A 13,587-nucleotide genomic window follows, 5' to 3' on the forward strand; every position below is an offset into this window, starting at 1 on the left:
TTCTAAAAGGGATGAAAAAGGTCGAATTACTTATTAAGGATGATACAAAAACTATCATCCTTTTTCTATTTGTACTATAATAAATTCAAGGAAGTGATAGAATGTATAAACAAATTAAAGATCTTGCTTTTAAATATCATCAAGATACGATTAAACAACGTCGGGATTTTCATCATTATGCAGAAAGAGGTTGGCTTGAAATAAGAACAGCTTGTCAAATTGCAACAACTTTAGAAGAACTTGGTTATGGGGTTTTAGTAGGAAAAGAGATCATGGATAAAGATGCGCGTATGGGTTTACCACCAGAAACGATTTTTAATCTTAATTATTTACGTGCAAAAAAAGAAGGAGCAAATCCAAAATATTTAGAAAAAGTTAAAAATGGTATGACAGCAGTTGCAGGTGTTTTAAAAAAGGGAGATGGACCAGTTGTCGCCATTCGTTTTGATATTGATGCTTTAGGCCTTGTTGAAGATTCAACAGATGGTCATTACCCTTTACAAGAAGGATTTTCTTCATGCCATTTAGGTGCAATGCATGCTTGTGGTCATGATGGACATGCATCCATTGGACTTACAACAGCACGTATTTTAATGGAATTAAGTGAACATTTACATGGAACGTTAAAAATTATATTTCAACCGGCAGAAGAAGGCGTACGTGGCGCAAAATCTATTTGTGAAAGTGGTTTTCTAGATGATGTTGATTATATTTATGCAGCTCATATTATGCCACGAGATGACGATTATGATCTCTATTTTGGAATGAATGAATCGTTTGCAACAACGAAACTTGATGTCATTTATCATGGTGTTTCAACGCATGCTGCTGAATCACCACAATTTGGTAAAAATGCACTTTTATCAGCTGCAAATTGTATTATTAATTTACATTCTATTCCTCGAAACAGTGATGGACAAACACGTGTCAATGTGGGAACAGTTCATGCGGGAACAGGAAGAAACGTTGTTCCAGATACAGCTAAATTAGAAATTGAAGTTCGTGGAGTTACAAGTGAGCTTAATCGATATATGGAAATTTATGCAAGAGATATTATTAATGCTTGTGCTTTGATGCATGATACGGTTGTAGAAATCAAACAAATGGGAAAAGCATTTGCTTTAAATTGTGATGAAGATTTTATGAATCAAATTCGAACACTTTGTCAAAAAGAAATGCCTGATTTAAAATTACCACCAGAAAATTTAAGCCCATTAGGAGGAAGTGATGATTTTTCTTATATGATGGAATATGTTCAAGTTCACGGTGGAAAAGCAACCTATATGAAATTATTGACAGATATTACCGCTTCACCTCATAATACTTCATTTGATTTCAATGAGGAAGTTCTTAATAAAGGACCAAGAATTATGGCGGCTATTGCTTATTCATTGTTAAAATAAACGAGATTATATGTTAGAATTTGAATACGATGTACAATTATTAATTGAAGAATAAAATATAATGAAAATCAAATCAGTGCTTTCTTAAAGAACACTTTAAAGGGGATTGTTTACTTGCAGTAGAGGATTAAAAGGATAAAATCTATTTTATAATGGATTAAAAAATGTTATAATTGCATGGCTGTTTATAAAATACATAGGTATTTATAAAACGAAATTAAAGAAGAAAGAAATTGATAGAAATATCAAAAACACTTTCTTTTTTTATTGAGAGGAGGAACTATGGTTAATATATTTGATACATTACCCGCAAAGTTTTTTAATATTTTTAATACGTCTGATCGAATTGTTATTAGTGAATGTATTGATGTTCTTTATGAGTATATTAAAGATGACGCTTCTTTTGCTTCACTGAAAGAAAATCTTATTTATGAACTTACAAAATATTTTACCAACCATTTAATTGAACTAGAAGATGTTCAAATTCAATCCCCACGTGAAAGAGCCTTTTATGTTTATCGTCGCTTAAAAGAATGTGGCTGGATTAGTGAGGAAGTGGGAGAAAATTATCAAGTTTATACTAGTTTTGAAGACTATGCGATTAGTATTATTGAAACTTTAATGAATCTGGATGAAGATCGTGATATTGAATATTCAAGTATGGTTTATAGTATTTACTCGCAGTTTAAAAACTTTGATGTTGAAAATGGACATAAAATCATTGATGCTCAATATAGCATGACAAAAAGTTTAATGACAAAATTAAAGAATCTTAATACAAATATTAAGCGTTATATCAAGCGCTTGGTAAAAGATAATATGAAGAATGATTTAAATCAAATTTTAGATTCTTTATTAAGTGATTATCAGATGAAGATCGTTGATCGAGCATTTTATAATTTGACGACAAAAGATCACCCTTTAAAATATCGAAATAGTATTATTTCACAAATTCAAAAAATAGTAGATGATCCACAAACAACAGAAATAATCATTGGTAATATAATGCTTTCTAAAGATATTTCTTATCAAGAAGCTAGCAATTTGTTTTATAAACAAACTTCGTATATTGTTGATGCTTTTGAAAGTATTCTTGATTTAATTAATGAAATCAATAGAAAGAATGAAAAGTTTGTTGCTTCAGCAACAAATCGTATTATGTTTTTAATGAATGCTAAAGAAGATATTGGTGGCAAAATAAATGATATTCTTAAAGAAGGACAACATTATATAGAAGCTTTTGAAAATGTGACGACACTTTCTGTTAATAAATATTTAGATCAAAATTCTCTTTACTTGCCAAGAACCATCAAAAAAGTAAAGAATGTCGATTTAATCATTGATGAACCTTTAGATGAAAATGCACGTTTAGAGGCCATTGAAAAATTAAAACGCAATGAAAAATATACGAAGACAGCAATAGAAAAAGTCGTTTTAGAAGAATTAAGTGAAAAAGTCGTTTTAGAAGAATTAAGTGAAAAAGAATCTCTTTTAGGTTCCACTTATTTTGAAAACCAAAAAGATTTATCGATGTTTATTTTAACATGGCTTTATGGCTTTAGCCAAAATGCCTGTTATCAAATTGAACCTCAAAATCAAATCATTACAAAAGAACATTATCAATTTAGAGAATTTATGATAAGGAGAATTGAAGATGAATAAAAATGAACTAATGAAAAATATGTCCCAAGCATATTTATTGTTGTCTGAAAAAAAGAAAGAAGAATTTTCACGTATTTTAAATCGTTTATTAGCGGTAAATTATTTATGTGGAGGGCGTAAAAGAGATCGAGAAGATTATTATTTTATAAGTGAAAATGAACAATTATTTAAAGATTTTTTGATGATGCTAGATTATGATTTTCATTTATATAAAGCAGATCGTGTCATCTTTATTCATAATATTAATAATTACAATCATTTAAATCTTAATCAAATGCAAACGATTGTTTTATTGTTGCTTAGAAAACTTTATTTTCAAAAATCACAAGAACTTCAAGATACGGAATTTATTCATATTACTTTAGGAGAACTTCATGGAGAAATAGAAGCCACAGGAATTTATAATGAACGTTTAAAGAAAACTGAATTAAAAACGATTTATCAATTTTTATCACGTTACAATATTTGTGAACGGGTTGGCGATTTGAATGAAGATGATTCTCGTCTTATTATTTATCCAACAATCAATTATATTTTGCCTGTTCAAAAGATAGAGGAAATAAATCAACGTATCCAACAATTTAAGAAAGGAGACCAACATGAAAACATTAACGAAAGTGAAACTGATTAATTGGCATACTTTTTCAAATACTGAATTTGAAATTTATAAGAATGCTTTGATTACAGGAGAAAATGGTACAGGAAAATCAACAATTCTTGATGCTATTCAATATGTACTTACAGTTGGGAAGTGTAAATTCAATAAAGCCGCAAGTGATATAGGAAATCGTACGCTTGAATCGTATATTCGTTGTAAAACCGGAATTGAAGGACATGAATATGTAAGAAATGGGGATGTAACAACTTATATAGTTTTAGAATTTTTTGATGAAAAAACAAAAGATTATCAAATTATTGGAACAGTTATTGATTTACCATCTGGTGGACGTCTTAATCGTGAATTTTTTCAAATTCTCGACTCACAAATAAATGATGTTACTTTTATTGAAGAAAGAAAAGTTTTAACAAAGAAGGAATTTAAAAATAAACTTAATACCAATAATCAACAAGGATTCTTTAAAGATACCATTAAAGAAGGAGAAAGACTTTTTGGAAATGCTTTAGGGGTAAAACCAAAATATTTTGATTTAGTAACAAGGGCACTTGCTTTTAAAGCAATTGATAATGTTTATCAATTCATTGTTGATTTTTTACTTAAAGAAGATTTTGTAGATATTCAAAATCTAAGAGATAGTATTAAACATTATAAAGTCCTTGAAGAAAAACTAAAAGTGTCTAAAAAAGAGTGTGATACTTTAGAAGAAGTTATTCAATTCTATAATCTGTATTTAGGGAATGCTTTTCAAATTGATATTCTTGATTGTACGAAAGAAAAACTTTATGAAAGAGAATTACGTTCTTTAATTGAAAATAGTCAAAAAAGATATCAAACAATTGAAGACCAATTAAATTTTATTCAACAAAAACTCAATCAACTTCATCAAGATGAAGAAAGTTACCAAGAAAAATATCATCAACTCGATCAATCATTAAGGGAAAATGATACCTATAATTTAAAAAATGATTTAAAGAAAGAATGTGAGCGTCTAAAAAAAGAAAAAGAGGATAAACATAAAGGATACATCGAATTATTAGATGAGCTTCAACAAGAAGCCAAGCTTTTAAAAGAATTACGTATACAAAAAGCTTTTATTAAAGTCCTTGAAAATGAAGAATATCACACAGAAACGCTTTCTGCACATTTACGAAAAGTCGAACAAGAAATTATAGAAAAAACAAATAAGACAGAATATCAACGCTCTTCTTTACAATTAGAAATCACTAAAAATGTTGAACAATATAACCAATATCAAGAGGAATATACATCTTTAAAAGAAAACCAACTTTATTATCGTAAAGAAATTCAAGAGTTAATTTGTTTATTAAATGAACAACTTACAAAACATTTTGGTAAAAGCATTGAAGTAAAACCTTTATGTGAATATATAGAAGTTAAAGATGAAAAATGGCGTAATGCTTTAGAAGGGTATTTAAATAGCCAAAGATTTGATTTGATTGTTGAGCCAGAATATTTTGAATACGCTCTTCTTGTTTATGAAGAGTATAAAAATAAAAGAGGAATCTATGGTGTAGGGATTGTTGATGTTGCTAAACTTGCTAAATATGGAAATGTTGCTTTAAAGGAAACTTTGGCAGATCAATTAGAATGTAAAAATACATATGCAAGATGGTATGTTAACATGTTACTTTCAAAAGTTCACTGCGTAGATGATGTTACACAATTAAGGAATTATCCAACAGCGATTACACCAACATGCATGCTTTACAAAAACTATACAGCAAGAGCACTTAATCCCCGTATTTATAATAAACCTTATATTGGTTTAGGGGCTATCAAGATTCAATTAAAAACAATTGAACAACAATTAGAAACATTACAACAAGAAATCAAACAACAAAAAGTAGAACTTGAAGCATTAAAAAATACACAATCTTTATTAAAAAAATCAAATGCTGATAAAATACTTTATCGTATTGATCTTCTTGATAAATATCATAGTCTTGAAAAAGAATACCAGGAAGTCAACGAGCGTTATCAAAAATTAGAACTTGATGATTCCATTATTTCTTTACAAGAAGAATGTGAAGCAGTAAAGAAACAACTTGATCAAACAAAAAAAGAAAAAGAAAATGCGTTAATGAAAAAAGGAAGTCTAGAAAATAATCTTGAAACGTTTAAAGAACAGCTTGAACAAACTCAAGAAAGTTATGATGTTTTGCATGAAAAAATCATTCAATTTGAAATGGATCATTTAGAACTTTCACAAAAAGCTGATCAAAAAGTTATTGTCTATTTAAAACGTTTTGTAAAAGATTTTAAAGCGATGAAAAATGAAATTGATTATCAAAAGTCAGTTTCTCAAGATAAAGTTCGTCAAGTAGAATCTCAAATTGAAATGAAAATGAAAGACTATAATAATGAATATAATATAGGCTTTGAAAATTCTTTAAAAGATATCGAAAGTTATAAGCAAAGATTTCATCAATTGAAAGATATGGATATTGTTTCTAAAGAAGAAAAAACAAGGCAAGCAAAATTAAAATGCGAAGAATCATTTAAAACCTCTTTTATTTCAGGATTAAATGAAAAGATTGAAAATGCGAAAAAAGATATTTATGAATTAAATAAAGGGTTAGCACAAAGAGATTTCAATGGGGAAACTTATGAATTCTGTGTTTCACCAACTTCAAGAGATGATTTTAAAGAATACTATAAAATTATCCAATCAGGTAAAGAATATATGGCAAATAATCTTTTATCGGAAACATTGAATGAAAGTCAAAGAAGAATTATGGATGAGTTGTTTATTAAACTTTCATCAGTAGAAAATGATCAAGAAACAGAAAAGATGTTACTTGAATATACAGATTATCGTAATTATTTAGATTATGATATTAAAATAAAATATAATAGTGGGGATTTTGCTTATTTTTCAAAAGTCAATAAAGAAAAATCAGGTGGAGAAACACAAACACCATTCTATGTAATTATGGCAGCAAGTTTTGAACAAGTTGTACGTAATCGAAATCAAAATGAAGGTTTTGGTTGTGTTGTTATTTTTGATGAAGCTTTTAATAACATGGATGAACAAAGAATTCAAGAAATGATCAAGTTCTATAATGAACGTGAAATCCAAACGTTTATTGCAGTACCACCTTCAAGAGCAAGTACAATTATTCCTTATGTTAATACAAGATTACTTGTTATTAAACAAAATCAACATTCCTTTGTCGAAGGGTTTAGAGATGAAGAATTATAGAGAAGATATTTTAAATAACTTTATTGAACGTTATGAAAAGAGTAGTTATTACAAAGGAAAATCTTTAAAACCACAAAAAATTTCTATTGTTTTACATGAACGTTATCCTCAATATGGACAGAGTCGATATCCAGAAGTTCTTGAAAAGATTGAAGATGTTGTTCTTCAATTAGAAAAAGAAGATCTTATTCAATTTGCAAAGGGAAGCATAGAAGGAAACAGAAAACTTATTTTTGTTCCAACAGAAGAACGTGTTTCAAAGATTTATCAAGAATTAGATAGAACACCGCTTAAAGAAAAAAGAAATCAGTATTTAAATTGTTTAAAAATGTATGAGTTAGATTCTTTTTTTAATGATTTTCAAATAGCAATGGAAGAAAAAGTTTTCAACTATGAAATTGTGTCACCTTATTTAAAAGTCTATGATCAAGAAGATTTAAAGAATGTTATGAAAATACTGCAGGGAATGAAAAATCAAAAAGAAGAAATTTCTTTTAGAAAGTTTTCTGAAAAAGTATTGGGTGATACCAAGAAGTTAGAAAAATATAAAAATAAAATTTATCATATTATTAAAGATTTTTATGATGATTCTATTGAAAATATAGATGATGCTTTTGAACTGTTTTATATACGTAAAAATCCAGCCTATGTTTATTTAAAAGGAAGTGCGATTTTACAAATCAATGAACAAATTATTGATTTAAATGAAATGAATCATTATTTTGTTTTACCAAGTAGTTGTATTAAAGATTTAAAAATAAAACGAATGGATGCAAGACAGGTAATGACGGTTGAAAATTTAACATCATTTCATGATATATCTTTAAAAGACGCTTTCTTTATTTTTACAAATGGTTTTCATAATCATGTTATAGAAGCATTTTTAGAGTGTGTTTATGATTTTTTAGGAGAAAGAGTTGCTTATCTTCATTTTGGCGATATTGATGCAGGGGGTTTCCATATTTATGAATCTTTAATAAAGAAAACGCAAATTCCTTTTCAAACATATAAAATGAACGTTAATATGTTGAAAAAGTATGAAGCTTATACAAAACCTTTAACTGACAATGATCGTAAGAGATTACTTTCATTTAAGGATAGACATCAAGAAGTTATTGATTATATGTTAAAACATAATGTTAAATTAGAACAAGAAATCATAGGAGAAGAAGATGAAAGAAAAAACACTTACGCGCATTAGAAAATTTACAGAGGATCATAATTGGGATCAATTTCATTCGCCTGCAAATCTTGCAAAATCTATTTCTATTGAAGCAAGCGAACTTTTAGAATGTTTTCAATGGGACGGGGAATAAATCTTTACCTTCTAAAAGTGTCTAAAATCCTTAAAACCTATATGTAGAGCCAAGTTAGGGAGATTTTTCTCTCTTTTTTTGTGTTCTTTTGTACTTTGACACTTTTTTGTCAGTTATTTTTTTTCGATTCTTGAAAGTAAAGAATTGAATTAGACACTTATTTTTAATAAAAGATTACAATTATTTTTATATAATGAAAAATTATTATTAACTAATATTTGAGATGATAAAATATGAGTATATAAAAAAAGGAAGGGGATTTAAAAAATGGTAAAATTAATAGATATCTTAAAAATCATTAATAGAAATAATTCAATAATAATTAAAGATAATGGTAATGTGGTTTTTAAAGGCATGGCTAAAGATTCTGTAGAGGGACTTAATAATATGTATAACAAATCTTATGGAGCGTGGATTGATAGATTATACATTAAATCATTTAAAGAATTAAATACTGATAACATAACAGAAATTGAAATTATTATAAAATAAAAAAACTTAAGCTACTCTTTTAGTTAAGAATAATTTAAGTTTTTTATTATGTTAGAAAGTCGTAGCGAGGCGCACGTAATTAATGCCATTTACGTGGTCATTGCTTACATATCCATTGTACAAATCTATGTTATATGCAACATTTGGATTATACTGAGACGACGACCAGTACCAACCAGACAACCCCTTACTTGAATAATTAGATTTAGCAATACCTAATTGACCAGCAAAAGCTGCCCATTCTTGTCTTGAAGGCACGAACCAGCCATTGTTAGCTTGAGTTTTTATTTGTCCCCAAATATCTTTGTGGTCAGCACATGTATTTTGTTCTCCGTAAGCTTTTGAGTCCCATTTGCTAATCATAGTAGTTGTATTGTCTTTGCCTTTGCCAAATTCTTGGCTTGTTGTAGTTGTGTAATCATTCATGTTACCTTTTGCAGCGTTATACCAATCATAAGTTCCAGATAAGTTGTTTAATGACATGATGTAGAATCTATCTTCACCTGTTCCGATAGGTGTAAGTACTTCAGCAGTTCCACCTAATTTATTAGTATAGCTTTCTTGGCTAATATAGTAACTCTTTGATGAAGAAATAGTTGGAATTGTGTAGGTTCCCATTCCACTTGGACCATATTTGCCACTACCACCAATTATTAAATCAGCGAAAATAATTCCATCAATAGTTCCATCGCCATCAATATCTGCATATTTACCAATTTGTGATTCGGTCTTTGACACAAGAGGTTCTCCATTTGGACCAGAAGTGGGGTTGCTATTATCACCATCGCTAGTCCCACTTAAAACATTATCAAAACTATCTTTAAACTTATCAATAGCACTGGAATATGCATTACCAACAATACTTGCAACCCCAGAACCATTAACTTTACCTGTGCCTTCATCCAATCCTTTAACGCTACCAACAATTAAAAGTAATATGGCAATAACAATTAGAATAATTGCTACGCCACTGTGTTCTTCGAAAAATTTTTTCATATATTAAAATATAAAATTCCTTTCTTAAGATTCTACTCATAAAAAATAATCCACTATACCTGCATGATACAAAAATCTTCGGGGGGGGGATAGAATATATAGCAATTTTAGTAAAGGTAGGGCGTAAAAGATAAGGTTTAAAAAAAATAATTTTGAGATTTCTATTTATTTTGTATATACTAAATATGTAAGAGAACTCATCAGATAGATGATTGCCCTGATAGTTAATTTACATATTTTTTAAAAAGTAATCAACCATTTCGGACTCGGGTGATTACTTTTTTCGTTTCAACATAAAAAAGTTGATTATTAAAATAATTATTTGTAAAATACATATAAGTATATTGTTGGATGATAAATCCACAATATAACTGAACTAACTAATTAGTTCTAGGGTGTGGTAGATAGCTATAATTAAAGTGATTCTACTGACCTACTCCTGGAGATACCATAAGAACCTAATGGGAATGGTCAAACCACGGGAAGGCGATTGGACCCCTAGCCTGGCACGGGCTAAGAAAATAACGTGATATTTTTGACTCCCTTGAGGAAGTCCCAATCAAATATTAGGAGCTTATTTAGCTCCTTTTTATTTTATTTGCAAAATAATTATTCAAAATAACATTTAATAATTTATACGCTTCTATGTCAGTATATTTTAAAGTATTAAAAGTATTTTCTATTTCATCGTCAAATGTTTTAGGGCGTTCAAATAGGTCTTTGATAAAATCATCGCTGATGCAATCAATATCAAAACAACTTCTTATAGCAGTGCGAAATAATAAATTGTAAAGATACATAAATTCAAAACGTTTATCATCAATATATAAATTATTAATAACATCATTAATCATTTTTCTTTCATAAGCCATAACACAAAAGACAAAATGTTTTTTTAGCGATTCTGATATTTTTATCGATTCATCTATAGAATGCTCAATTTTTTTAGAAAAAGAATTTGAATTCTCATTTTTATTATCATTTTTAAAACTAGTATTTTTATGAATAACAAGATGTCTGTGATTATTATCATCAAATTCAATATTTCCGTACTTTCCATTATCATTATTAACTCGACAGTTAATTCCGTAATTTTTAAATATCTCATCGTGAGTAAAATTCACCATATTGATATAGACCTGCAATAAATCATCATTTTTGGAATCTTTTTTTAACGAATTTATTTTAGCAGTTTTATCAATGGCATCAACATATTGAAAGGGTATTTCAGGGAAGCTGTAGATTTTGTATTTCTTTTTTATTTCATTCTTTTTGACTTTTTCGGAGTTATTTTCAAAACTGTCAAAACAGTTAAGATTGTTAGAAGAGTTTCTAAGAGTATAAGTGAAGTCAAATCTAGTAGTGTCCATAATCATTGTTTTGCCAAAGAAACTCATCTGTCGTCTAATAAATTTTATTTTAATAGGGTTATTGTTGGTATCAGAACAATTATTTTCATCAATTGTAATATTTGTTATGTTTTCTTTATTCATTATAAATTCCTCCATATTTTTTCAAATCTGTTATCCAATCTTTGTACTAATCTTGAAGAAGTATAATCTATAAAATCACTATTTATTTTCTGTTTCTTAATAGATTCAACAAAGGTAGCCATTTCATAAGAAATATGAGACAGAACAAAAAATAGGGCAGCATGATTATCCAAAAAGAAAGAAAATAGGAGATTTTTTATTTTCTTATTTTTATCTTTGTTTTTATCATTGTTTGATATTTCAACAGTATTATTTGAGCATTTTGAATCTTTTGAACTTTTTGAACTCTTTAAATTATCTTCATTGCTTTTTAATATTTTTTCTAAAGAGGGATGTTTGCTAAAATCTATGTCTTTTTTGATACAGTTATAAATTTCTTGTATATTTGAATATTCAACGATACCTTTGAGTCTTGCTATTGTACTTAATGATATTGAAAAATCCACTAGATAAACTAGACCAGCATTTTCATATTTTGAAGTATATTTGAGGTTATTAAAATTTGTATGATTAGAAGTAGTTTCAAATGTATCTTCATCACTTCTTAAAGATTTTACTACACCAATCATGCCCGATATATTTTCATAATGATAATCGAAAATATCGCAAAATAGATATAAGTAATAAACAAACTTTTGGATATCTATATCATCAAATGATGTTTCTTCAAGTAGATAGTTTAAAACATCTTCACTCTTACAGTCTTCATACATGATATGTAGCTTGTTCAATTTGGTTTGATATTTTGCAAATATATCAATGCCTTCATTTACTGCAATACTTAATGTATAAAAATCAATAGGAGTTACCTCATTAAATGCTGGAAAAGCAATACAGTTGTCCTTACGATAATTTTTTAATTTAAAAGAACGATATTCATCTTTTATTTTATTTGTCCCATAAGAAAGATGAGCAGGGGAATCATCTGAAACTGATGAACCATATAGTTCTTTTATTGGTTCAAGTTCATGATTAAAGAAATGAATAGTGCTTGGATTCTTGATTATTTTCTGTTTATTTACTATTTTTATCATTTTTTAAAAATCTCCTTTCATTGTCATTATAGACTACGAAAGTCCAAATCCTAACAAATAATGGGTGTAAATAGATATTTTTTTAATATTTTTTCGAAAAAGATATTTTAACATTAGGAAATATCTAAAAGAAAGTTGTGAAAAACAAAAAAGACCCAAAGTATCTCAAATTTCAGGAGTAATGTGAGACCTTTTAAAATTTATTGTTAGAATGTTGTTGCGAGTCTTGTATATATAGAAAAGGATGGATTGCCAGAATAATAAACATTATTACCTTCAAATTTCATATATGCTATAGCATAACTATATGTAACAGAAGATGTAAAAATCCAATGCTCAATTCCTTTACTTACATAATTCTCTTTTGTGATATGCAATTGTTTATAAAATACAGCCCATTCTTCTGAAGAGGGTATAAACCATCCTTTTTTTATATCATTATGGATAAAGTTAAAGGCATCATTAATATCTTGTAACCCATAATTTTCATTTAACCATTTATTATATAATGCTAAAGTATTTTCTTTTCCACTTCCAAAGTCGTATTTTGTAATTTTCAAATAATCTGATGACGGTACATTATTTTCATTAATGGAATTATATAAAGTTGTTCTCTTACCATTATTTATACTTTTTAATGACATGATATAAAACCTATTACTTTCGTTTGAAAGAGGTACGATTACTTCTTGTGTTCCATTCATTTTATCTGTATATGTTCCTTTTTGATAATATGTTTTTAGTCCGGTATTCTTTTTTGGAATATAATAATTTAATGTTTCAAGCCCACTTTGATAATATCTTTCTATTTCATAAGTTCCACTTCCACCTACAGCTAAGTCAGCAAAAATGATACCATCAACTGTGCCATCACCATCGATATCTGCATATTTACCAACTTGAGATTCTGTCGTAGAAACCAATGGTTCTCCATTTGGACCACATTCACCGTTTAAATATCTTAAATGATTATTATTTTTCTCAATACTGTTAGAAAATATATTACCAATTGTTGCTATCAGGCCCGAACCCTTTACCTTGCCATTATCATCAATACTTTTGATACCACCAACTAATAAAAGAAGGGCAATAATTACAAAGACAACAATTACCCATCCACCATATTCATTAAATATTTTTCTCATATAATTATCGAATTCCTCCTTGATACATAATTATAAAAATAACGTATCAAAATTGTCGGGGGGGGGTACTCCATATAAGAATTATTGATTATTTTGATTTTTAGTCTTTAAAAAATACATGACAAATATCGACATTCTTTATTGATATAACCACGCGAAATATACTATCATTATTATAGAAAGTAATATGAATAAAAAAGAAAG

11 protein-coding genes are annotated in these 13,587 nt (G+C 28.0%); 7 read left to right on the top strand and 4 right to left on the bottom strand.

Annotated elements, in window-relative coordinates; genetic code table 11:
- The first annotated feature begins 101 nt into the window (after nucleotides 1-101).
- The 7 genes from C7U55_RS05195 to C7U55_RS05225 all read left to right on the top strand — a co-directional run bounded on the left by C7U55_RS05195 (nucleotide 102) and on the right by C7U55_RS05225 (nucleotide 8,715).
- A complete protein-coding gene (locus tag C7U55_RS05195) occupies nucleotides 102-1,403 on the top strand; it encodes an amidohydrolase (protein WP_106987648.1) in 1,302 nt (433 codons plus the stop codon).
- A 282-nt stretch (nucleotides 1,404-1,685) separates the two neighbouring features.
- Complete coding sequence (locus tag C7U55_RS05200) at nucleotides 1,686-3,065, top strand: Wadjet anti-phage system protein JetA family protein (protein ID WP_106987649.1); 1,380 nt, start codon at nucleotides 1,686-1,688, stop codon at nucleotides 3,063-3,065.
- Complete coding sequence (locus C7U55_RS05205; protein WP_106987650.1) at nucleotides 3,058-3,696, top strand: DUF4194 domain-containing protein; 639 nt, start codon at nucleotides 3,058-3,060, stop codon at nucleotides 3,694-3,696. The genes C7U55_RS05200 and C7U55_RS05205 overlap by 8 nt, the downstream gene beginning before the upstream one ends.
- On the top strand, nucleotides 3,665-6,907 hold the full coding sequence (locus C7U55_RS05210; RefSeq protein ID WP_106987651.1) for an ATP-binding protein: 3,243 nt from the start codon (nucleotides 3,665-3,667) through the stop codon (nucleotides 6,905-6,907). The genes C7U55_RS05205 and C7U55_RS05210 overlap by 32 nt, the downstream gene beginning before the upstream one ends.
- Nucleotides 6,894-8,108: a Wadjet anti-phage system protein JetD domain-containing protein gene (locus C7U55_RS05215; protein WP_162297413.1), complete on the top strand. Its 1,215-nt coding sequence runs from the start codon at nucleotides 6,894-6,896 to the stop codon at nucleotides 8,106-8,108. Before C7U55_RS05210 ends, C7U55_RS05215 begins: the two co-directional genes overlap by 14 nt.
- On the top strand, nucleotides 8,080-8,223 hold the full coding sequence (locus tag C7U55_RS05220; RefSeq protein WP_455550092.1) for a hypothetical protein: 144 nt from the start codon (nucleotides 8,080-8,082) through the stop codon (nucleotides 8,221-8,223). Before C7U55_RS05215 ends, C7U55_RS05220 begins: the two co-directional genes overlap by 29 nt.
- Nucleotides 8,224-8,490: 267 nt before the next feature.
- The gene (locus C7U55_RS05225) at nucleotides 8,491-8,715 is read left to right on the top strand and encodes a hypothetical protein (RefSeq protein WP_106987653.1); all 225 of its coding nucleotides are present in this window, start codon (nucleotides 8,491-8,493) and stop codon (nucleotides 8,713-8,715) included.
- Nucleotides 8,716-8,766: 51 nt separating this feature from the next.
- Here C7U55_RS05225 and C7U55_RS05230 read toward each other — a convergent pair whose 3' ends face one another.
- The 4 genes from C7U55_RS05230 to C7U55_RS05245 form a co-directional block, all read right to left on the bottom strand.
- The gene (locus C7U55_RS05230) at nucleotides 8,767-9,453 is read right to left on the bottom strand and encodes a DUF1566 domain-containing protein (RefSeq protein WP_146139608.1); all 687 of its coding nucleotides are present in this window, start codon (nucleotides 9,451-9,453) and stop codon (nucleotides 8,767-8,769) included.
- An 836-nt stretch (nucleotides 9,454-10,289) separates the two neighbouring features.
- On the bottom strand, nucleotides 10,290-11,204 hold the full coding sequence (locus C7U55_RS05235) for a hypothetical protein (protein ID WP_106987655.1): 915 nt from the start codon (nucleotides 11,202-11,204) through the stop codon (nucleotides 10,290-10,292).
- Nucleotides 11,204-12,238 (bottom strand): hypothetical protein, encoded by a 1,035-nt coding sequence (locus C7U55_RS05240; RefSeq protein ID WP_106987656.1) that lies wholly within the window; start codon nucleotides 12,236-12,238, stop codon nucleotides 11,204-11,206. Before C7U55_RS05240 ends, C7U55_RS05235 begins: the two co-directional genes overlap by 1 nt.
- A gap of 206 nt (nucleotides 12,239-12,444) precedes the next feature.
- Nucleotides 12,445-13,383 (bottom strand): hypothetical protein, encoded by a 939-nt coding sequence (locus C7U55_RS05245; protein ID WP_106987657.1) that lies wholly within the window; start codon nucleotides 13,381-13,383, stop codon nucleotides 12,445-12,447.
- Between the last annotated feature and the right edge of the window lie 204 nt (nucleotides 13,384-13,587).

It is taken from the genome of Faecalibacillus faecis (assembly GCF_003024675.1).
GTDB classification, from domain to species: domain Bacteria; phylum Bacillota_I; class Bacilli_A; order Erysipelotrichales; family Coprobacillaceae; genus Faecalibacillus; species Faecalibacillus faecis.